Below are 21,346 nucleotides of genomic sequence, written 5' to 3'. Positions count from 1 at the left end.
ACCCGGCCTTGATCAGCCGTGACTCCTGCACCATTCCAATCACCCTCATTAACTATGAGGATACCACAAATTAATTTCCGGCGACGGTACGGACCATTTCTAGGACTTTGGTAGAGTAGCCCCATTCGTTATCGTACCACGCCACCACTTTCACAAAACTACCATCAAGCGCCATACCGGCTTCTGCATCAAAAATAGAAGTGCAGCTCTCACCGCGGAAGTCGGTAGAAACCACTTTTTGATCGGTATATCCAAGAACGCCCTTCATTTCTCCTTCTGACGCATCTTTCATAGCTTTACAAATTTCTTCATAAGCCACATCCTTGTTCAGTTCAACAGTTAGATCAACTACTGACACATCAGATGTAGGCACACGAAACGCCATACCGGTTAACTTTTTGTTCAACTCAGGAATAACAACACCGACCGCTTTGGCTGCACCTGTTGAAGAAGGAATAATATTTTCCAAAATGCCACGACCGCCACGCCAATCTTTATTGGATGGCCCATCAACCGTCTTTTGTGTCGCCGTTGCCGCATGTACTGTAGTCATCAGGCCACGTTTAATACCAAACTTGTCATTCAATACTTTTGCCACCGGCGCCAGACAGTTAGTTGTACATGATGCGTTTGAAATAATTGTCTCACCTTTATAAGTTTTATCATTAACCCCATAAACAAACATCGGTGTGTCATCTTTGGACGGTGCTGACATTATCACTTTCTTGGCGCCCGCTGCCAGATGTTTTTCACATGTTTCTTTGGTCAAGAAAAGACCGGTTGATTCTACTACCACCTCTGCGCCTACGTCATTCCATTTCAGTTCGGCAGGATCCTTAATGGCTGTCAGTCGAATTCTGTTACCATTTACGACAAGCGTGTCACCATCTATCGAAATCTCACCCTGGAAACGGCCATGCACCGAGTCATGTTTTAACATATATGCTAAATAGTCCGGTTCCAGCAAATCGTTTATAGCGACGATTTCAATGTCCGGAAAATTTTGAACCGCGGAACGAAAAACCATGCGTCCAATACGACCAAATCCATTAATACCCACCTTAATTGTCATATAAAAACTCCTTAAATAAAAATCTTTTAGTGTGTAAATCTATTTGCTTTGCTGATCAAATACTATTTGATCACTTCCTTTACAGTTTTAACCACATTTGCAACGGTAAAACCGAAGTGCTCAAATAAAACATTGGCAGGTGCCGACTCGCCAAAGGTATCAATCCCAACGACCGCACCATCCAGGCCTACGTATTTACGCCAATAATCGGTGACACCGGCTTCAATCGCAACGCGCACCACGCCACGTGGCAAGACACTTTCCTTATATGCTCGATCCTGACGATCAAACACGTTTGTACAGGGCATTGAAACAACTCTTGCCTGAATACCATCTTTAGTCAATATGCTCTGGGCTTGCATTGCCAAATCAACTTCAGACCCCGTCGCAATTAAAATCACCTGTGGTTCTCCGCTACTCACCTCGGACAAAATATAACCACCCTTATCAATCAACTTGATTGTAGCTGTATCACGCTTTTGGAATGGCAGGTTTTGACGACTGAAAATTAATATAGATGGTCCGTCTGTTCGTTCAATTGAGCGTGCCCACGCAACGGTAGATTCAACAGTGTCGCAGGGTCGCCATACATCCATATTGGGAATCAACCGTAAGGTCGCGGTTTGTTCAACAGGTTGATGTGTAGGTCCATCTTCACCTAAACCAATGGAATCATGTGTAAAAACAAATAAATTACGTATCTTCATTAATGCAGCCATGCGTAAAGCATTACGTGCATATTCGGAGAACATCAGAAAGGTGGCACCATACGGAATCAATCCACCATGTAATGATATGCCGTTCATCATGGCACTCATGCCAAATTCACGCACACCATAGTAAACATAATTGCCACCTGTTTCGCGGTCCACGGCTTTCGACCCTGACCATAAAGTTAGATTGGAGCCCGCCAAATCCGCTGACCCTCCGATCAATTCAGGTAACATAGGCGCCAACCCTTCAATCGCATTTTGTGAAGCTTTACGACTAGCGATATTTTCCGCTTTACCATTTACCTCATTTACAACCGCTTCGACATGGGTCGCCCAGTTAGCAGGCAATTCACCCGCCATACGACGTTTAAACTCAGCAGCTTCAGTTGGATACTTGTTCGCATATTCTGCAAATTTCTGATTCCACTCACCTTCAAGCAGCTTTCCTTTGTCCTTCGCATCCCAAGCATTGTAGATTTCATCCGGAATGTCAAAAGGAGGATGATGCCAGCCGATATGGGGACGTGCAGCCGCAATTTCGGCATCACCCAATGCAGCTCCATGCACAGCATGCGTGTTAGCCATATTCGGAGAACCCAAGCCAATGACCGTTTTACAGCATATCATGGTCGGCTTGTCATTTGCTCGCTTTGCCTCTTCAATAGCCGCCTCAATAGCAACCGGGTCATGACCGTTGACATTGGGGACCACATGCCAACCATATGACTCAAACCGCTTAGGCGTGTCATCAGTAAACCAACCTTCAACATGGCCATCAATTGAGATGCCATTGTCATCATAGAAGCATATTAATTTACCCAGACCCAATGTGCCCGCAAGAGAACATGCCTCATGTGAAATACCTTCCATCAGACAGCCATCGCCCAGAAAAACATAGGTATGATGGTTAACAATATCAAACCCTGGGCGATTAAATTCAGCAGCCAACACTTTTTCAGCTAAAGCCATGCCTACTGCGTTGGTAATTCCCTGGCCCAACGGTCCAGTTGTTGTCTCGACGCCCGGTGTATAGCCATATTCAGGATGTCCGGGTGTTTTAGAGTGGAACTGACGGAATTTTTTTATTTCTTCCATTGGCAGATCGTAACCGGTCAGGTGTAATAGCGCATAGATCAACATGGATCCATGGCCATTCGAAAGCACAAATCGATCACGGTCAAACCATTCTGGGTTACCAGGATTATGCCGGAGATGATGTATCCACAGTACCTCAGCGATTTCAGCCATACCCATCGGCATACCTGGGTGACCAGAATTGGCCTTTTGCACGGCATCCATAGCCAATGCACGTACGGCACTGGTCAAATTCTTAAATACCGGCTCTTCAAAATCTTTGAATGTATCCATTGATACTCACTCCCTTATTCCTTTTATTTATAAATTTTTTAAATCAAATCTTAAATTTTTCTGAAAATGCCTGATCAGCGATTATCTTTAACTGATATGATCATAAGGTTAAACACAAAAACAGAATATTATCCCTTAAGATGATTTTTGAGACAACAACTGATACTTTATTTAACAAATATATAAAGTATCAGTTTCTTTAAAAAACGACGATTCTTTTGTTGGCATTTTACAACGGTACATATATAGAAATGTAACAAAAATTTCTCGCTGCAAACTACAAATTCCGGATCAAACTTTAAACAGAATATGCACCACTATCGATAGTCACTTGATCACTCAAATAGTTGAATGAATTATTTTACGGAGAGAAATTGAATATGAGACGATTAATTTTGCTGTGCGCAGTTAATGCTCGTTTCTACAATATGCTCTTTGTTTAACGCAAAGCAACCAATCGCTTAATGCAGCCCGCATCCGAACAGGGTAACTGACACGCTATTTTTTTGCATCAGTTTTACGCGGCGTTGTAAGAATTGTCAGCATGACGCCGAGTGCAAAAAAAATTAATAACAGGACACTCAGCGGCAGCTCTAACGATTGATTCTGATAATAAAATAAAGTTGTATTTTCTAAATTAATTGCCGCAAAACCAACCAGAAAGACAAATACGATTAAACGCAGTAGCCATATTATTAGTTGCATGATAGATAAAACTCAAAGGATTTAAACAAGTTTCCATTCCATACTATAAGTTACTACGTGTAACCTGTTGTAACAAGCAGGCGCAAAGATAAACACATAATGTACTTATCAAACCGCCCACTTCTTCGTTAACCAATTTTTATATTGTTTATCTCATAGAATAAGAATAATTAATTCTTGTAATCAACACGCTCTCTCATTTCTTTACCAGCTTTGAAGTGCGGAACATATTTTGCAGGAACTTGCACCTTTTCACCAGATTTAGGGTTCCGTCCAAGTCTCGGCGGACGGTAATTCAAATCGAAACTACCAAAACCACGAATTTCTATACGCTGACCCTCAGCCAAGCTCTTTGCCATTGCATCTATGATCATTTTAACGGAAAGCTCAGCATCTTTTGCCACAAGTTGCGGAAAACGGGCCGCAAGCCGGGAAATCAATTCAGATTTCGTCATGAATATTCCTTATTGCTCTGTATTTTTACTATCCATTTTAGCTTTAAGTAACGCGCCCAGGCTTGTTGTTCCTGCATTTGCCGGCGCTTTAATTTTTTGCATTGCGCTGGTTTCATCAGATTTGTCTTTAGCCTTGATTGAAAGATTAATAGCGCGGTTTTTACGATCAACATTGATCACCATGGTTTCCACTTTCTCACCCTCTTTCAAGTGAGCACGAATATCTTCAACACGGTCGCGTGAAATTTCAGATGCGCGCAAGTATCCATCAATTTCATCAGTTAACGCAATAACAGCACCTTTTGCATCAATGGATTTTACAGTTCCCTCAACAATACTATTTTTATCATATTCAGCGACAAAATTGTTAAATGGGTCATCCTCTAGCTGTTTGATACCTAACGAAATACGTTCACGTTCCACATCAATGGAGAGTATGACAGCTTCAACCTCATCACCTTTTTTATAATTACAAACCGCATCTTCACCAGGTTGATTCCACGACAAATCAGACAAGTGCACCAAACCATCAATATTACCTGGCAATCCAATGAAAACACCAAAATCAGTAATAGATTTGATTTGCCCCTTGACCTTATCGTTTTTTTCATGATTCATTGAGAATTCATCCCAAGGATTTACCTGACATTGTTTCATTCCCAGCGAAATACGGCGGCGTTCTTCATCAATCTCAAGTATCATCACCTCAACTTCATCACCCAGCTGCACAACTTTGGACGGATAAACATTCTTGTTCGTCCAATCCATTTCAGAAACATGCACAAGCCCTTCGATGCCTTGTTCAATTTCAATAAATGCACCATAGTCTGTCAGATTGGTTACTTTACCGAACAGGCGCGTACGCGGGGGATAGCGGCGCGACAGACCCACCCATGGATCCTCAGTCAATTGTTTCATACCAAGTGAAACGCGGTTTTTTTCTTGATCAAATTTAAGCACTTTTGCAGTTACTTCGTCCCCTATATTGACAACTTCAGATGGATGCTTAACGCGTCTCCATGCCAAGTCTGTAATATGCAGCAGGCCATCAATACCACCCAAATCCACAAACGCACCATAATCAGTGATATTCTTGACAATGCCCTGCACTACCGAACCTTCTTCAAGACTTGCCAGTAATGATTCACGATCCGCCCCTTGCGTTTCTTCAAGAACAGCACGACGCGAAACAACTACGTTGTTACGTTTGCGATCAAGCTTGATAACCTTGAACTCCATTTCCTTATTTTCATAAGGTGTTGTGTCTTTAACAGGGCGGATATCAACCAGCGAGCCAGGCAAAAAAGCGCGAATACCATTGATCATAGCCGTCAAACCACCTTTCACTTTACCATTGACCATACCGGTTACAACTGCCCCACTTTCCATAGCTTCTTCTAGATCATGCCATGCAGTCAGGCGCTTAGCTTTATCACGGGATAAACGCGTTTCTCCATAACCATCTTCTAACGTTTCGATAGCGACACTGACAAAGTCACCTGGTTCAACCTCGATCTCACCTTTATCATTTTTAAATTCCTCTACGGGAATAAAACTTTCCGATTTCAAACCAGCATTAACCACAACTATATTGTAGTCGACGCGCACAACTTCAGCTGTGATGACTTCACCCGCACGCATTTCTTGACGCGCAAGGCTTTCTTCAAACAGCTCGGCAAAACTTTCTGTGGACTTTGTTACAGTGGAAACAGTAGTCATTATAAAAAATACCTGATATTTTCCTTTTTTAAAAAAGGATGGGTTAGTTAAAAAATTGCTTGAAAAATATACGCTCTTCTTTTCCGAACGCTACATTTCAAACCCGCTTACTTGCACAGCATTCTCTGTACCATTCAAGCACGCTATTCTGCGCTTGCAAAATAGAAAGCGAGGTTGTATCAAGCAACCTCGCATCTGCGTTTTGCTGCAGAGGTGCAACACCGCGATTACTGTCTCGTTGATCACGTTTTTGGATATCCCTCTGCAATTCGTGAATATTAGCACTCATTCCTTTCTCTATCAACTGCTTATATCGCCTTTGCGCACGTATCTCAGCACTAGCGGTGAGAAAGACTTTGAGCAACGCGTCCGGAAAAATAACAGACCCCATGTCACGGCCATCTGCAACCAGACCAGGAAATTGACGAAAAGCACGTTGACGCATGACCAGAAATTTTCTGACCAGCGGATATGAAGCAAGCCTTGAAGCCATTAAACCACATTCCTCGGTCCGAATTTCATCAGTGACCGGAACATTATCCAAAAAGATTTGCTCATCCTTAAAAGCAACATCGAGATTTGCCGCTATTTCCGCAAGTTTATTTTCTTCAGAAACAGCAGCGCCTATCTGTAATGCTTTTAATGCAACCAGCCGATACAAAGCACCACTGTCCAGATAATGGAATTCTAGTTCTTTTGCTACCAACTGAGCGATTGTTCCCTTTCCCGATGCCGAAGGACCATCAATCGCGATTACCGGGACTTCGTCTAAGCGGCACATTATCAATTGCTTCATCCAGACTGAACAATTCGACTGAACTGATCAAAGTAATCAGGAAAAGTTTTAGACACACAACCCGGATCATTAATACGCACGGGGGCTCCAAAAGCCACCAAGGAAAAGCACATCGCCATGCGATGGTCATCATATGTATCAATGGCAACATCGGGGGTTAAGCCATTTTCCGGCGGATTGATACGCAGATAATCTTCACCCATTTCAATTTGAGCACCCAGTTTTTGAAGTTCTTTGGTCATTGCCGCCAGTCTATCCGTTTCTTTTAAGCGCCAACTTGCGATATTTCGAAGTGTTGTAACTCCTTTTGCAAACAGCGCAACGACAGCCAGTGTCATGGCCGCATCCGGTATATGATTACAGTCCAGATCAATTGCCCGTAGAGACTGATTGGAAAGTATACAATCAGATTCAATCCAGTTTTCACTCATACTGACATGCGCCCCCATTTTTTCCAATGCATCTACAAAACGAACGTCGCCTTGTGCGCTTTCACTGCCGACACCCAGCACACGCACAGGACCACCGCCTATGGCACCAGCGGCCAGAAAATATGAAGCCGAAGATGCATCACCCTCAACCGTAATATGACCAGGACTACGATAATATTGTTGCGCAGGAAGCGTAAATCTTTGCCATGAATCATGTTCAACAACAACACCAAAACGCTGCATCTGGGCTAGCGTCAATGCAATATAAGGCTGTGAAATTAATGTGCCAGACACGTCAATAACTGCTTTTTTTCCAGTAATCGGTAGCGCCATCAGCAATCCAGTTAAAAATTGACTGGATACATCGCCTTTTACAGTAAGGTGAATGCTATCATGATTAAATTTAACCGGCTTTATTTCCAGCGGCGGATAACCTTGGTCTTCCAAATAGTTAATATCTGCTCCGAGTTGGCGCAATGCGTCAACCAAGTCGCCTATAGGGCGCTCATGCATACGCGCAACACCCGACATTTGATAGCGCCCTTGCATCAGCGCCAGCACTGCCACCAGCGGACGAAAAGCAGTACCTGCATTGCCCAGAAACAAACGAGCATCGCGCACATGAAACTGGCCTTCGGCACCAATGATCTGATAGCTGTTTTCGCCCGTAGACGCAATACTGACACCCAGAGAAACCAGCGCCTTCAACATAAAATCGGTATCATCTGAAGCAAGCAAATCAATAACCTGGGTTGTCCCTTTCGCCAATGCTGCCAGCAACAGTATCCGGTTGGAAATACTCTTGGATCCAGGTAACTGAATAATGCCCTGCGCTTTTTTGGCAACCGGCAAATCAAGCCATTTCATGAAATTTTATATAAAAGTGAAAATGAATAATAATGTTGTGTGTTTACTTCGCATGAAATGCCTGCTCACCCACTACCGAACAACAACTTCAAAGTTGCGCAATAAAAAAATTTTATCAATATTTCTGTTTAAGGTAATCTAATACTGATGGTTGATATAATATTATAAGTTTTCTTTTTGTAAAAAAAGAAAATGTTATTTTAGCAGTTGTATACAAACTCAGGGATGATTCATAAAATGAAATCTCATAAAATACAACAAATGCAAATGCACAATGAAACAGACCAAAATAGGCCTCTACGCCATAACATCATGATATATAAGGAAGGGATTCACAAATGGAAGATGCAGAAATTGCTTTAATGTTTTCTCTACTGATGATTCCGGTCATTGTCTGGTTACAAGTTTGGGTAAAAAACCGCAGGGAAAATCGCAGAAATGAGTTAGGTGATGAAGAATTTGAAACTACAGGGCGCGCATTCTTCTCCATCATAGTTGAGGGTACGGCTGTTGTCGGCGGCCTGATAATGATTATTGTTTCATCTGGTGTTGTCGTTAAATACATCATCAATTTTTATACTTAACATACTTCGTGAATATAAAACCCGATGCTCAACATTTGACAGGTCGTTTGGATATCGGGTTTTTATTGCAAAAGAAATACAACCCAAGTAATCAGGTACGACTCATGTTGCCTTTGTTTTTTTAGCCGTTGATTTTTCATTAGCCTGTTTTGCATTCGCTTTAGGCTCGGCTTCCGTTTCTTTTTTAGATTTTTTCTGCTCGAATTCAAATGCAATTTTTCCATCAGCGTTTCTTACAAGATAAGCTGAAAAAGGCCTGCCTTTCTTGGAAATAAATTTTGTGAGCAAATCCGTTTTTCCTGCTTCAAGCAATTTTGCAACCTGTTCTTGTTCAATAGAGCGCTTCAGAATAATTTTTCCTATTTTGAAGTTGCAAGAACGTGATACGCCAACAGCCTTTTCACACGTATAGTGCATACCATGCTCATACACAGAATGTTGACACAAGGGACATTTTCCCAAAGCCACCTGCTCTGAAAAATCAACAGGCACTTGATCTTCATCATCATTGCCGAAATCAAACTTCATCTCGAAATCTTCGGTAAGCTTGATATTGGCATCAAACAATCGTCCCATTTTACTTCGAAAGCCTTGTAGCGGTCCAACCTCTCTTTGCGTAATGAGCGTCTCCATCTCTTCAACTTCGAACTGACGCCCGGCAAGTATCTTCCAGACTGCAAAGTCGCAATGCTGGCACTTAAATTTTTTGTAAGTCTCATGCACGACCCCGCCACATTTAGGGCAAGGCGACTTGAGAGTGGAAAAATCACCTTCGATCGTCTCACCGCGATGGCTTTTTGCCTGCTCAACAATATGCCGCGTCATCTCTGCAATTTTTTCCATAAATGCACTGCGTTTCAACTCACCTTTTTCGATCTGTCGCAGCTGAAATTCCCAATTACCCGTCAATTCCGGTGAGATCAATTCAGGAACCCTAAGACCACGTAACAATGTAATGAGCGAGAAGGCTTTGGCAGTTGGATGCAGTTCGCGACCTACTCTTAACAGATAATTTTCCGAAACCAAACCTTCGATGATTGCAGCACGCGTGGCAGGGGTACCCAGTCCTTTTGCGCTCATAGCAGCGCGCAGCTCTTCATCTTCTACCAGCTTACCGGCACTCTCCATGGCCGACAACAGAGTTGCTTCATTGAATCGGGCGGGTGGACGCGTCTGATAAGCAATCGTTTTAACTTCTTTTGTTGTCGCGGCTTTTTCAGGCCCAATCGCAATCAGCGAAGCATCATCTTCGACTCGATTATGCGCCGCCTTTCCATAGACAATTTGCCACCCCGGGTTAACCATTACTTTTCCTTCCGTCTTAAATGGCTCATTTTCTACCCGAGTAATACGCGTGGTAATCAAAAATTCTGCTGCAGGATAGAAAATGGCTAAAAATCGCTTGGTAACCAGATCATAAAGTTTGGCTTCCGCTTCATTCAGTTTCTTGGGGTTCAGCAATGTCGGAATAATGGCAAAATGATCAGAAATTTTGCCATTATTAAAAATGCGCTTATTAGGCTTTACCCAGTCTGATACCAATATCTTCCTGGAAAACTCTTCATAAACGGTTCCTCCAAGATTTTGCAAGGTATCTTTAACCGTAGCAATATAATCCTCCGGCAAGGCGCGTGAATCAGTACGCGGATATGTCAGCACTTTATGTTTTTCATATAAAGCTTGTGCCAGCCCCAGTGTTGCCTTTGCTGAAAACCCAAAACGACTGTTAGCATCGCGCTGCAAGCTGGTCAAGTCATAAAGTAACGGACAAGTTTCCTTGGACGGTTTACTTTCTTCACTGATAATACCCGGTTTTCCCTGGCATTTGATACGTATCGACTCAGCTTTATCTCGTTCCCAAATACGCTCTGCCTTTAATTCAATATTAGTTTTATCTTTTTTAAAATGTTCATTGAACCATTTGCCATGATAGCTTCCATTTTCAATGGCAAATTCACCATGCACTTCCCAATAATCTTTAGGTTTAAATTTCTTGATCTTTTCTTCGCGCTCAACAAGAATTGCCAGAGTCGGTGTTTGCACACGCCCAACAGTTGTTTTATGAAACCCGCCTTCCTGAGAATTAAAGGCGGTCATGGCGCGCGTACCGTTAATCCCAACCAACCAGTCTGATTCCGAACGACTGACGGCGGCCTCCGCCAGTGAATGAACCTCCGAATTGTCTAAGAGTTTTGCAAAGCCTTCCCGGATAGCATCCGGTGTCATAGACTGCAACCAAAGTCGTTTGACCGGTTTCTTGGTACCCGTATGGCGTACAATATAGTTAAAAATCAACTCACCTTCACGTCCTGCATCACAGGCGTTTATTAGAGTATCAACCTCTTTGCGCTTGATAAGCTTTGTTAAAAGCTTTAATCGCGCAGCGGTTTTCTCAATTGGGTTTAAATCAAAATGAGGCGGAATCACCGGAAGATTCGCAAAACTCCATTTGCCACGCTTAACTTCGTATTTTTCAGGCACAACGAGTTCGAGCAAATGACCAATTGCTGATGAGACGATATACTCGTCGCTCTCAAAATAATCAGTATGCTTTGTAAAGTTACCCAATGCACGCGTAATATCCGTTGCCACAGAAGGTTTTTCTGCTATTATCAATGACTTACTCATTATTTTTCTCTAAATAAAGAAGAATTAGTCATATTTTCAGCAGCAAGCGCGGCAATCATTGATTTAATATTTATTTTTGGCAAAACAGGCCTGTTTTTTTGGAATAATTTTGAAAAATTCATTTCTGGAAAAGTGATCTTTTGTGAAATTGCAATCAATGAATACGCAAGATCTTAATGCTTATAGTGCGAATCACTCACAACCAATAATTTTTCCAGAATAGCGTCATCAGAAAGCTGGTTATGTATCCAGAGTTCTGTCAGAACGATTAATTTGATTTTCTCCAGACTTGAAGAATCTTCGTCCATAGCGATAACACGGTCAATTAACAGTTCGCGCTGCAAGGGATTAATAATCTTAGATTGCTCAAGAAAAGTGATGAATCCACGCCCCTCCGTATCAATATTTTCCATTTCAAGCGCACTAAAGCAACGGAAAGATTTGTTGTCGGCAAGCGTGGCAGGATAACTCCCAATGTCCTGGCGCGCCAATTCTGATAACCAGTCAAGCGCCTGATGAATATCCTCATCATTAAAACCGGCCATAGTCAGTTTACGTGTAAGCGTCGCTGAATCAGGATAACTTCCTGAGTCAAAATAATTTTCAAATAAATAGTAAAGTATGTCAAACATCATATTTTTTAAAATTTATAAATATGTTTACGGTACAAACCGATCAATGACTAGACCGCAGATCCGTTTCATATCAGTTATACGATCTGTAACATAATGGAATTTAATGATTTAACTGTATTATATTATTTTTATTATGTAATTTTTTGATAACATCCACCTGGAAGGCTGGCGATCTGACCATCAAGTTCAAGCGTTAATAGCATGGCGGATACAGACTCAACCGTCAAGCCACTACGCACACATAAAGTATCCACATCTACAACATCATGACCCAGGCACATGAGTAGCCTTGTATTTTCATTAGACAGTTCATTATCCACTGGTTCGGTTGTGCTTGGATTTTTTTGAGCGGCAGAATAATTCAATTCGTCAAGAACATCCTGGGTGCTTTCAACCAGCTTAGCGCCTTCTTTGATGAGCGCATGACAGCCCTTTGACAGTGGAGAGTGAATAGAACCCGGTATTGCCAAAACTTCCCGCCCTTGTTCCAGTGCTTGCCTGGCTGTTATCAATGATCCACTTCGCAGTGCCGCTTCAACCACCAGACAGCCTTGGCTCATGCCACTGATAATCCTGTTTCTTCTGGGAAAATTCCTGCCAATAGCTGGCATACCAAGCGGCAACTCCGATATCAACGCCCCTTTTTTTGCCAGTTTATGTGCCAGTTGATGATTTCTTGCTGGATAGACGATATCCAGCCCCGTGCCAACAACAGCAATACTTGCGGAAGCCCCGCGCAAACCACCTTGATGCGCAGCAGTATCTATTCCGAGGGCCATGCCACTGATAATACAAATCCCTGCATTACTGATTGATTCAGCAAAAGCCTCCGCATTGGATAATCCTTGCGGTGTCGCATTGCGGCTACCAACAACTGCAAGTGCAGGTGCATTCAGAAGCTCACGTCTGCCCTTTAAATAAAGCAAAGGCGGTGGGTCTGAAATATTGAGCAATTGAGACGGATAATCAGAGTCTGCCAGAGTAATAATCGAATTAGTTGGATCCCTAAGCCAATCAATCGTGACATTAATTCTATCTGGGTCGGCGCCAAACTTTAGATGCTTTGCAATTGATTTTCCGACTATCCGCTCAAGTGCCGCTACAGGTGCAGTTAACACTGCGGCAGGAGCGCCGAAGGCGACTAACAGCCGCCGTATGGACTCATCGCCCACACCCTTAATAAGACAGAGTTGAAGCCAGGACTCAATGTCTGCTTCATGTTTCATATAATTTTTTAATAAAACGCTGATCCGCCTGAATATTCAGTTTTTTAGTATTCCTGTAACAAATATCAACTGTCAAGCGAATATTATTGTATTGCAATTGAAAAATTTATTTTTAATTTTATATCAGGTTTATGGGTTTTTGACCGCATCCAGAATCTGAATTGCGCTTGTGCTTTGCACAACAAGCGCATAGGAAACATGATCAAATACTCTAAATACAAAAACCAACCCATTGCGTTCATCTGGCAACGCTACCATTTTCCCATCCGGCATTCGAGTCAGGCTTCTCCGATATACTGCGAGAACATGCCCCATTTCCAAGCCGTCCAGCATACCTTTGTTAAGCGTGACAATAGAACCTTTACCGATTTCTGTAACTCCGCCATATACAGATATTATTCGACCATTGATAGATAAATCGGGCGCATGTGGCGCATAATTATTGAAAATAATACCGGGCGCGGGAATAAGACGGTCACCCTTTAAAATTTCCTGTGTCGAATACGTAATGACTGCCGTACTGATTTCATCAAAAGCTTTAACACTCGCATTGCCTAGATATTCTGCTTCATAGCCAATCACCTGATTGTTCCGGTCGGGGTCCTTTAATGCCTTACCTGTTCTAAAAATCTGCCATGCCTTACCCAAATCAAATGGCATGTTACTTATATATACTGTGTTGCCAGCACTCAGAATAACACGGTTATCACTTGTACCCAGTAAATGGGGTGCCAATGCAAGACCACCTTTCTCAACGACTAGTGGTTGACTGAGAAATGGCTCGATGACAGATGCCGGAATGCTTGGAATGGCGCCAGATTTAACTTGCTCAATACGTATTTGAGGCGATAACTTAACAGTTCTCTGATCCCCCTTACCCTTAATGAGTTGCAGGCGGTTGCCTTTCAGTGTTTTTTCCAAAACAATGATATCACCCGGATAAATTTTATGGGGATTTTTCAATTGATCACGGTTAAGCCCCCAAATTTCAGGCCAATGCCATGGCTCTTTCAAAAATCGCGCAGCAATTCCCCACAATGTATCACCCTTTACAACCTCATACCGATCGGGTGTATCACTTCTCAACATACCAGTATCAACCGCGCTGACTGGCAGCGTAGAAAGCAGGCCTAGAAACAGGATTATGGATATAATAAGCTTACGCATAAATAACCTCGAATACAGAAATAGTTTTAGTGAGCGCAGAATTACTCGTCAATGATACGGTCTATACAGGTCGTTTAGTTTATTAAATTAGATAATTTTTTTATGGCTATTCTAAAAATTTTACAATACCCGGATGAAAGACTTCACACTGTCGCCACACCTGTAACTCATGTAAATGACAAAACACGCACACTGATTCAGGATATGGCTGAAACAATGTATGCCGCCCCAGGTATTGGTCTTGCAGCGACACAGGTCGATGTTCATGAACGTATTATCGTCATTGATACTTCTGAAACGCATGATCAGCTACATGTCTTTATTAATCCAAAAATCATTGTGCGTAACGGATCGCATGAGTATGAAGAAGGCTGCTTATCCGTGCCCGGAATTTTCGGCAAAGTAAATCGGGCAGAATCAATAACGGTAAAAGCACTGGATATCGAAGGAAAATCCTTTACGCTTGAGGCTACAGGACTATTGGCCGTGTGTATTCAGCATGAAATGGACCATCTCGAGGGCAAGGTCTTTGTGGAATACTGGTCTAAGTTTAAACAATCCAGGGTTCTGGCAAAATTAAAAAAACATCAACGCAGCGCAATGTAACCGAAAAAATATTTTTTAATTATTGCCATGATTTAAAATCCATTTCTACTGATTGAAGAACGAACAGCATAATGAAAATAATTTTTGCAGGGACACCGGTTTTTGCAGCAACCGCGCTGGATGCATTGTTGAAAACAAAACATGAAATTGCATTGGTACTCACACAACCGGATCGGCCCGCCGGCAGAGGGATGAAAATGGTTGCTAGCGCAGTCAAGCAATCAGCTGACATGCATGGATTATCGATACTGCAACCACAATCACTGAAAGAACATGCATTACATACGCAACTAAGCGCGATAAATGCGGATGTCATGATTGTAGCCGCATATGGCCTTATTTTACCCGAAGCCGTATTAAAAATACCGCGTTATGGATGTCTCAATATTCACGCGTCCATACTGCCTCGCTGGCGTGGTGCAGCACCCATACAAAGAGCCATTCTGGCAGGCGACAAAGACACAGGTATTACCATTATGCAAATGGACACCGGCTTAGATACCGGCGCCATGCTTTTAAAGGAAAACTTAGATATTTCACAAGATGATACAACCCAGACGCTGCATGACAAACTGTGCAGGCTGGGGGCACATACCATTATCAAGGCTTTGAGCCTGTACGAACAACAAAAACTAACACCCGTTCAGCAGGATGAATCACAGGCTTGCTATGCTGCCAAAATCAAAAAAACAGAAGCACAAATCAACTGGCAGCAGTCAGCTGAAGAAATTGAACGCAAGGTTCGCGCCTTTAATCCAGCACCTGGTGCTTATAGTCTTTTCCGGGGAAATAAAATCAAGATCTGGCAAGCAAAAGTAATACCGGAGATTTCCGGTCGATGCGGAACAATAATGGCAACCGAACGTGATGGTATTACTGTCGCTTGCGGAGCAGATTCACTGCTCCTTGAAATCATACAAAAGCCGGGTGGAAAACGATTGACCGCAACTGAATTTCTAGCTGGATTTAATATGCACACAGGTGATTATTTTGATGTCATCGACAAGACACTTGAAACATGATCAAAACACAGCTTATCGCTGTATCGGTTGTCAGTAAGGTTTTAGCCGGATCCAGTTTAACAGCTGTACTCCTTGAATGTTGGCAACAACATGCAACACTTTCTGGTCAACAAAAAGGCGCCATTCAGGATTTCAGTTATGGCGTGCTGCGTTTTTATGGACAGCTCTCTGAAATTCTGGCAATTCTGCTCAGCAAGCCACCCCAGGATAAGAAAATATATTACCTGTTGCTAATAAGCCTATATCAATTGCTTTATAGCAAGTTGCCGGCGTATACGATAGTCAACCAGGCTGTTGCCGCCTCGCGAACACTTACCAGGAGTATAAAAATACAGGGACTGGTCAATGCAGTGTTGCGCAACTTCATCCGGCAGAAAGAAATGCTGTTAACAAAGGCAGCAGAAAAAGAAGTGGGTCTTTATTCCCACCCGCAATGGTGGATAGACAAGTTGCGTGCCCAATACCCACATCATTTTCATGCAGTCCTGAATGCAGATAATAAGCGCCCTCCCATGACCTTACGTGTCAATCAAAGCAAAATCAATATAGCAGCCTATCAGCAACTGCTTGCAAATAGCGGCATGGAATCAAGGCTGATATGGCCTGAGGCATTAATGCTCAATAAACCTGTTGGTGTTGAAAAGCTACCCGGGTTTAATGACGGACTGGTCTCCATACAAGATGCCGGCGCTCAGTTAGCTGCGCCATTGCTTGATGTGCAACAGGGTATGCGCGTGTTGGATGCATGCGCCGCACCGGGCGGCAAGAGCGGCCATTTGTTAGAACTGGCAGACATTTCCCTAACGGTACTTGATAATAATAAAAGCAGGCTTATTCAGGTTAAACAGAATCTTGAGCGCCTACAAAAGCGTGCGGCATGCATCGTCTGCGCTGATGCGGCTCACCCCGACGTATGGTGGGATGGAAAATTATTTGATCGTATTCTAGCTGATGTACCATGCTCATCCTCGGGAGTGGTATGTCGACACCCTGATATTAAATGGCTGCGGCGTGAAAGTGATTTGCAAAAATTTTCTGTTCAGCAACAGGCAATCTTGCATGCTTTATGGCAAATTTTAGCAAGAAATGGTAAGTTGCTTTATGCCACCTGTTCAATATTCCCAGAAGAGAACAAATTGCTAATAAAACAATTTTTACAACAGCATTCCGATGCTCGAATTGAACCGCTCTCAGAACCCAAAATACAGGATGGTCAGCTATTACCAGATATTCAACATGATGGTTTTTTCTATACGCGCTTGCATAAACGATAAACATGTCATGAAACAATCAGGGTTTTTACAATTCGTTCTCATATGCACGCTTTCGTCTGCATGGTTATGTGCCTCAAATGCGCTCGCCTACGGCAGTATTCAAGTAAACTCATTCAAGCTCGCTGCTGTGGAAAACGGTTATGCAGTCAGCATCGACTCCAAGATTGAATTAAATCCGACGCTTGAAAAAGCACTTGAAAAAGGCGTTGTGCTTTACTTTGTCAACAAGTTTACCCTTGTTGAACCACGCTGGTATTGGTTCGACAAGGAAGTCGCGCGCATAAAAACACGCATTGGCTTAAGATACCATGCCCTTACACGACAGTATCACCTCAGCGATAGCACATTTTCAAAAAATTTCACTACACTGAAAGATGCGTTACGATCATTGGAACAGCTGCGTGACCACCCGCTGACGATCAAACACGAACTAAAATCCAATGTTCATTATGACGCAATACTAAGATTATGGCTCGATTTAACGCGCATGCCCAAACCTTTCCAAGTTGAAGCACTTGGTTCAAACGCATGGAATTTGAGTTCCGATCGCTTGGAATGGCATATGAAGCTGCCATCACCGGAACAACCATTTCAGATATCAGGTGATCAATGAAATATGTCTTGATCACCGGTGCCGGGCTCGGCGCAGTCATGCTGTTTTTACTGGCAACAGCCGGCGCCAATACCGACTTTTTTGAACGCCGTTACCAGTTACTGCTGATCATTAATATCGTTTTCGTATTGCTTTTTATGTTCGTTGTCGGATATCTATTGCTGCGATTCAGACGGCGACTCAAATCGGGCGTATTCGGTTCTAGATTAGCTTTGCGTTTATTGTTGATTTTTTCGTTAATGGCCATTTTACCCGGTGTACTGGTATATACAGTCTCTGTGCAGTTCCTTGAAAAAAGTATTGAATCATGGTTTGATGTCAAAGTCGATCGGGCGCTTGAGAGCGGTCTGCACTTGGGACAGACAATGCTGGAAAATTTACTGGAGGATCTGCAGAAAAAAGCTAAAGTTGCGGCCCTGACATTATCCGAACCATCTACTTCGCATGTGGCGGCATTGAACGAATTATTATTGCAATCCCAGATAGAAGCCGCCACTTTATTTAATCAGGACGGCAAAGTGATTGCTTTCTCAAGTGAAACCAATCTGGCATCATTTCCTCAGGTTCCCAGCAGAACAGTCATGCGCCATATAAGAACCCAGAAAGTATACGGCGCCATTGAACCGATAGCTGACAAAGGATTGTATCTACGTGTACTGGCACCTGTAAATGTGCTAAGTTTGGATGATGACATTAGGATTCTTCAGTTACTACAGCCAGTTCCGGATTATTTAGCCAGGAATGCCGAAAAAGTGCAAGCAGGCTATTGGGATTACCAGGAGCTTTCACTGTCAAGGCAGGGTTTGACTCGACTGTATAGTGTAACCTTAACGTTAGCGCTCTTATTATCCCTTTTTTCGGCATTGGCAACAGCTTCACTGTTGAGTGAAAATTTAAGCGCGCCACTTGGTATGCTGGCTGAAGGCACCAGAGCAATCGCGCAGGGCGATTACAGTCGCCGCCATCTGGTGCAAACCCGGGATGAGCTGGGCGTCCTGACAGAATCCTTTAATTTAATGACGCAACAACTGGAAGAAGCACGTGCAATCGCTCAGCATAATCAGTACGAAGTGGAAAGTGCACGCACACATTTAGAAAGCATTCTTGCAAATCTTTCATCAGGCGTACTGGTATTTGATGAACACTTAACTCTGATTAAGGCTAATCGTAGCGCTGAACAAATTTTGCAAGCACCTTTAATCAGTCTGGACGGTTCGGTTATTGACGGTTGTGTTGAAAAAGAACCTCAGGTGAACGCCCTGGTGACAGAAATTCGTGCAGGCTTCAATTCGGGTGAAACGGGCATGTGGCAGCGACAAATGACGCGCACAAATAGCGGCAACAATCAGGTTCTGTTATTGCGCGGCACACGATTACCCGAAATATCAGGCGGCGGTGGTGTCGTCGTATTTGATGATATTACCAGTCTTCTGCAAGTACAACGCGCCGTAGCCTGGAGTGAAATCGCTCGACGACTTGCCCATGAAATTAAAAACCCTCTTACCCCTATTCAACTTTCAGCTGAACGGATGGTGCATAAACTGGTTAAAAAGCTTGATGCGCAAGATGCCATATTTCTGCAGCGATCAACTGAAACGATTGTCAATCAGGTTGAAGCACTCAAGCGGATGGTTAATGAGTTTAACCAGTATGCACGTGCACCCGCGCTGGAAATGTGCAAACTCGATATTAATAATCTGGTGTTAGAAATACTCTCACTATATGAGACAGCGAATGTCGCAAATGCGAAGAAAGAGCATATACACATTAAACGGACGTTAGCAGACAACCTGCCTCCCATTAATGGAGATTCCGCACAGTTACGCCAAGTTTTGCATAACCTGTTGCTCAATGCACAAGATGCTTTGACCGGAATTGAAAAACCTTACATAGAAATTAAAACAGAAATTGCGCCAAACGGTATACAGTTGACTGTGCGGGATAATGGGTGCGGTTTTTCAGATGAAGTCAGATCGCGGGTTTTTGAACCCTATGTTACGACCAAAGCTAAGGGCACCGGATTGGGTTTACCCATTGTCAAAAAAATAGTAGAAGAGCATGAAGGAACGATCCATGTAGAAAATTTGAAACCTCATGGTGCCCAGATAATAATCACTATGCCGGCGGCAAAGAATTTAGAATCACTTAGCTAAAGACTAAGGATAAAATTAGAATGATGACGAATAATACGATATTGGTAGTTGACGACGAAATCGGAATACGCGAATTATTATCCGAAATTTTACGTGATGAGGGCTATCGCGTTGCACTAGCTGAAAACGCTGAGCAGGCGCGTGTATGGCGAAATCAGACACGACCCGAACTAGTATTACTGGACATATGGATGCCTGATACAGATGGTATAACTCTGTTGAAAGACTGGGCAAGTAGCGGCATGCTAACCATGCCGGTCATCATGATGTCAGGCCATGGCACTATAGATACAGCTGTAGAAGCAACGCGCATTGGCGCATTTGGTTATCTGGAAAAACCCATACCATTACAAAAACTATTAAGTACCGTCGGCAAAGCGATGCGTGGCGGCCAGAACAAACAACAAGCTGCGCTCTCACTGGCAAGTCTGGGCAAGGGTGCATTAATTATTGATCTGAAAAAGAAATTGGAAAAAGTAGCTAATCTGAAAACACCCTTACTTTTGATGGGTGAACCGGGCGTAGGCATGGAAGTCTGCGCACGCTTTTTGCATCGTCCCAATACCTCATGGATCGAACCAGAGTCACTGGCCATTTTAGCTGAGAAACCCCTGGATTTGCTAGAACAAGCCAAGAACGGATTATTATTTCTGAAAGATATTGGTGAAATTAATAAACTAGCGCAAAAAGGTTTATTATTAATAGTAAGCAAACTTGAAAAATATAATGTGCGCCTGATTTGCGCTACTTCTCAGCCACTTGCCGAACTCGCTTCACAAGGCAGCTATCATGCAAAACTATATGAATCATTGAGCGGACTTAGCATCGGTGTTCCATCACTCAGAGCCCACCGGGAAGATATTCCAGATCTTGCTAATCAGATTTTATCAAGTTTTGCTGAATCAGGAGAAGTCTCGCCAATTCTACAGTTTAGTACGGCTGCATTAAATTGCCTGCGAAATTATGATTGGCCGGGTAATCTGACACAATTGACAGGTGTTGTACATTCTTTAGCTTTGACCTGCACCGGGGATGAAATTACTGCAGACATGGTACAACAAGCCATGGTTTTCCCAGAATCCACCTCAACATCATCTGCACCTGACATTCCTTTTGATCTCTCATTACGAGAAGCGCGTGATTTATTTGAAAAAACCTATTTTGAAAGACTAATTGAAGAAGAAAATGGCAATATGACGCGCGTAGCCGAACGCGCCGGACTTGAACGCACACATTTATACCGGAAGATTAAATTACTCGGAATAAAGTTAAGAGGAAATTGATTTTTTACATTTATCGCACGGAACGCTTA

General features: G+C 42.9%; 19 protein-coding genes. 7 read left to right on the top strand and 12 right to left on the bottom strand.

The features are described from left to right. Window positions 1-70: 70 nt before the first annotated feature. The 7 genes from gap to aroA all read right to left on the bottom strand — a co-directional run bounded on the left by gap (window position 71) and on the right by aroA (window position 8,126). Entirely contained in the window at window positions 71-1,072 is a 1,002-nt protein-coding gene (gene gap, locus C8R11_RS14235) for a type I glyceraldehyde-3-phosphate dehydrogenase (protein ID WP_090700025.1), read from the bottom strand. A gap of 62 nt (window positions 1,073-1,134) precedes the next feature. Then, the gene (tkt, locus tag C8R11_RS14230) at window positions 1,135-3,153 is read right to left on the bottom strand and encodes a transketolase (protein WP_107796279.1); all 2,019 of its coding nucleotides are present in this window, start codon (window positions 3,151-3,153) and stop codon (window positions 1,135-1,137) included. Between the two features lie 498 nt (window positions 3,154-3,651). Then, on the bottom strand, window positions 3,652-3,858 hold the full coding sequence (locus tag C8R11_RS14225) for a LapA family protein (RefSeq protein ID WP_244531872.1): 207 nt from the start codon (window positions 3,856-3,858) through the stop codon (window positions 3,652-3,654). Window positions 3,859-4,028: 170 nt separating this feature from the next. After that, window positions 4,029-4,313: an integration host factor subunit beta gene (locus C8R11_RS14220; RefSeq protein WP_090700031.1), complete on the bottom strand. Its 285-nt coding sequence runs from the start codon at window positions 4,311-4,313 to the stop codon at window positions 4,029-4,031. Between the two features lie 9 nt (window positions 4,314-4,322). Further along, window positions 4,323-6,032 carry a 30S ribosomal protein S1 gene (gene rpsA, locus C8R11_RS14215; RefSeq protein ID WP_090700034.1) on the bottom strand — a complete coding sequence of 570 codons (1,710 nt, stop codon included), beginning with the start codon at window positions 6,030-6,032 and terminating at the stop codon, window positions 4,323-4,325. A 97-nt stretch (window positions 6,033-6,129) separates the two neighbouring features. Next, window positions 6,130-6,813 (bottom strand): (d)CMP kinase, encoded by a 684-nt coding sequence (gene cmk / locus C8R11_RS14210; protein ID WP_107796278.1) that lies wholly within the window; start codon window positions 6,811-6,813, stop codon window positions 6,130-6,132. An 11-nt stretch (window positions 6,814-6,824) separates the two neighbouring features. After that, entirely contained in the window at window positions 6,825-8,126 is a 1,302-nt protein-coding gene (aroA, locus tag C8R11_RS14205) for a 3-phosphoshikimate 1-carboxyvinyltransferase (RefSeq protein WP_107796277.1), read from the bottom strand. A gap of 338 nt (window positions 8,127-8,464) precedes the next feature. Here aroA and C8R11_RS14200 point away from each other — a divergent pair, with 338 nt between their 5' ends. Beyond that, window positions 8,465-8,710 (top strand): hypothetical protein, encoded by a 246-nt coding sequence (locus C8R11_RS14200; RefSeq protein WP_090700042.1) that lies wholly within the window; start codon window positions 8,465-8,467, stop codon window positions 8,708-8,710. A gap of 102 nt (window positions 8,711-8,812) precedes the next feature. Here C8R11_RS14200 and C8R11_RS14195 read toward each other — a convergent pair whose 3' ends face one another. From C8R11_RS14195 to C8R11_RS14180, 5 genes are all read right to left on the bottom strand, one after another. Further along, window positions 8,813-11,338: a DNA topoisomerase III gene (locus C8R11_RS14195; RefSeq protein WP_107796276.1), complete on the bottom strand. Its 2,526-nt coding sequence runs from the start codon at window positions 11,336-11,338 to the stop codon at window positions 8,813-8,815. Then, on the bottom strand, window positions 11,338-11,496 hold the full coding sequence (locus C8R11_RS16295) for a hypothetical protein (RefSeq protein WP_181258274.1): 159 nt from the start codon (window positions 11,494-11,496) through the stop codon (window positions 11,338-11,340). Before C8R11_RS16295 ends, C8R11_RS14195 begins: the two co-directional genes overlap by 1 nt. A gap of 15 nt (window positions 11,497-11,511) precedes the next feature. Further along, window positions 11,512-11,970, bottom strand: coding sequence for a Smg family protein (locus tag C8R11_RS14190; protein WP_107796290.1), 459 nt, complete (start codon window positions 11,968-11,970; stop codon window positions 11,512-11,514). Window positions 11,971-12,104: 134 nt separating this feature from the next. Beyond that, window positions 12,105-13,199 carry a DNA-processing protein DprA gene (dprA, locus tag C8R11_RS14185; RefSeq protein ID WP_107796275.1) on the bottom strand — a complete coding sequence of 365 codons (1,095 nt, stop codon included), beginning with the start codon at window positions 13,197-13,199 and terminating at the stop codon, window positions 12,105-12,107. Between the two features lie 129 nt (window positions 13,200-13,328). Next, window positions 13,329-14,366 (bottom strand): LysM peptidoglycan-binding domain-containing protein, encoded by a 1,038-nt coding sequence (locus C8R11_RS14180; protein ID WP_107796274.1) that lies wholly within the window; start codon window positions 14,364-14,366, stop codon window positions 13,329-13,331. 102 nt (window positions 14,367-14,468) lie between these two features. Between C8R11_RS14180 and def the strand changes: the two genes are divergently transcribed. From def to C8R11_RS14150, 6 genes are all read left to right on the top strand, one after another. Then, window positions 14,469-14,972 (top strand): peptide deformylase, encoded by a 504-nt coding sequence (gene def, locus C8R11_RS14175; RefSeq protein WP_107796273.1) that lies wholly within the window; start codon window positions 14,469-14,471, stop codon window positions 14,970-14,972. A gap of 71 nt (window positions 14,973-15,043) precedes the next feature. Then, on the top strand, window positions 15,044-15,994 hold the full coding sequence (gene fmt, locus C8R11_RS14170; protein WP_107796272.1) for a methionyl-tRNA formyltransferase: 951 nt from the start codon (window positions 15,044-15,046) through the stop codon (window positions 15,992-15,994). Then, on the top strand, window positions 15,991-17,268 hold the full coding sequence (gene rsmB, locus C8R11_RS14165; RefSeq protein WP_107796271.1) for a 16S rRNA (cytosine(967)-C(5))-methyltransferase RsmB: 1,278 nt from the start codon (window positions 15,991-15,993) through the stop codon (window positions 17,266-17,268). The genes fmt and rsmB overlap by 4 nt, the downstream gene beginning before the upstream one ends. A gap of 7 nt (window positions 17,269-17,275) precedes the next feature. Next, window positions 17,276-17,881 carry a DUF4390 domain-containing protein gene (locus C8R11_RS14160; RefSeq protein WP_107796289.1) on the top strand — a complete coding sequence of 202 codons (606 nt, stop codon included), beginning with the start codon at window positions 17,276-17,278 and terminating at the stop codon, window positions 17,879-17,881. Beyond that, entirely contained in the window at window positions 17,878-20,034 is a 2,157-nt protein-coding gene (locus tag C8R11_RS14155) for a sensor histidine kinase (protein ID WP_107796270.1), read from the top strand. Before C8R11_RS14160 ends, C8R11_RS14155 begins: the two co-directional genes overlap by 4 nt. A 23-nt stretch (window positions 20,035-20,057) precedes the next feature. Then, window positions 20,058-21,317: a sigma-54-dependent transcriptional regulator gene (locus C8R11_RS14150; protein ID WP_181258275.1), complete on the top strand. Its 1,260-nt coding sequence runs from the start codon at window positions 20,058-20,060 to the stop codon at window positions 21,315-21,317. Window positions 21,318-21,346 lie beyond the last annotated feature (29 nt).

Source organism: Nitrosomonas aestuarii (genome assembly GCF_003046585.1).
GTDB lineage: Bacteria > Pseudomonadota > Gammaproteobacteria > Burkholderiales > Nitrosomonadaceae > Nitrosomonas > Nitrosomonas aestuarii.
This window is presented reverse-complemented; position numbering and strand designations above follow the sequence as displayed.

Excerpts from the sequence above, each read along its gene's own strand:
- fmt (WP_107796272.1), top strand. The coding sequence starts at position 15,044 with ATGAAAATAATTTTTGCAGGGACACCGGTTTTTGCAGCAACCGCGCTG.
- def (WP_107796273.1), top strand. The coding sequence starts at position 14,469 with ATGGCTATTCTAAAAATTTTACAATACCCGGATGAAAGACTTCACACT.
- C8R11_RS14200 (WP_090700042.1), top strand. The coding sequence starts at position 8,465 with ATGGAAGATGCAGAAATTGCTTTAATGTTTTCTCTACTGATGATTCCG.
- C8R11_RS14160 (WP_107796289.1), top strand. The coding sequence starts at position 17,276 with ATGAAACAATCAGGGTTTTTACAATTCGTTCTCATATGCACGCTTTCG.
- C8R11_RS14155 (WP_107796270.1), top strand. The coding sequence starts at position 17,878 with ATGAAATATGTCTTGATCACCGGTGCCGGGCTCGGCGCAGTCATGCTG.
- cmk (WP_107796278.1), bottom strand. The coding sequence starts at position 6,813 with ATGTGCCGCTTAGACGAAGTCCCGGTAATCGCGATTGATGGTCCTTCG.
- C8R11_RS14225 (WP_244531872.1), bottom strand. The coding sequence starts at position 3,858 with ATGCAACTAATAATATGGCTACTGCGTTTAATCGTATTTGTCTTTCTG.
- rsmB (WP_107796271.1), top strand. The coding sequence starts at position 15,991 with ATGATCAAAACACAGCTTATCGCTGTATCGGTTGTCAGTAAGGTTTTA.
- C8R11_RS14195 (WP_107796276.1), bottom strand. The coding sequence starts at position 11,338 with ATGAGTAAGTCATTGATAATAGCAGAAAAACCTTCTGTGGCAACGGAT.
- C8R11_RS14180 (WP_107796274.1), bottom strand. The coding sequence starts at position 14,366 with ATGCGTAAGCTTATTATATCCATAATCCTGTTTCTAGGCCTGCTTTCT.
- rpsA (WP_090700034.1), bottom strand. The coding sequence starts at position 6,032 with ATGACTACTGTTTCCACTGTAACAAAGTCCACAGAAAGTTTTGCCGAG.
- aroA (WP_107796277.1), bottom strand. The coding sequence starts at position 8,126 with ATGAAATGGCTTGATTTGCCGGTTGCCAAAAAAGCGCAGGGCATTATT.
- C8R11_RS14190 (WP_107796290.1), bottom strand. The coding sequence starts at position 11,970 with ATGTTTGACATACTTTACTATTTATTTGAAAATTATTTTGACTCAGGA.
- C8R11_RS14150 (WP_181258275.1), top strand. The coding sequence starts at position 20,058 with ATGACGAATAATACGATATTGGTAGTTGACGACGAAATCGGAATACGC.
- dprA (WP_107796275.1), bottom strand. The coding sequence starts at position 13,199 with ATGAAACATGAAGCAGACATTGAGTCCTGGCTTCAACTCTGTCTTATT.
- tkt (WP_107796279.1), bottom strand. The coding sequence starts at position 3,153 with ATGGATACATTCAAAGATTTTGAAGAGCCGGTATTTAAGAATTTGACC.
- gap (WP_090700025.1), bottom strand. The coding sequence starts at position 1,072 with ATGACAATTAAGGTGGGTATTAATGGATTTGGTCGTATTGGACGCATG.
- C8R11_RS14220 (WP_090700031.1), bottom strand. The coding sequence starts at position 4,313 with ATGACGAAATCTGAATTGATTTCCCGGCTTGCGGCCCGTTTTCCGCAA.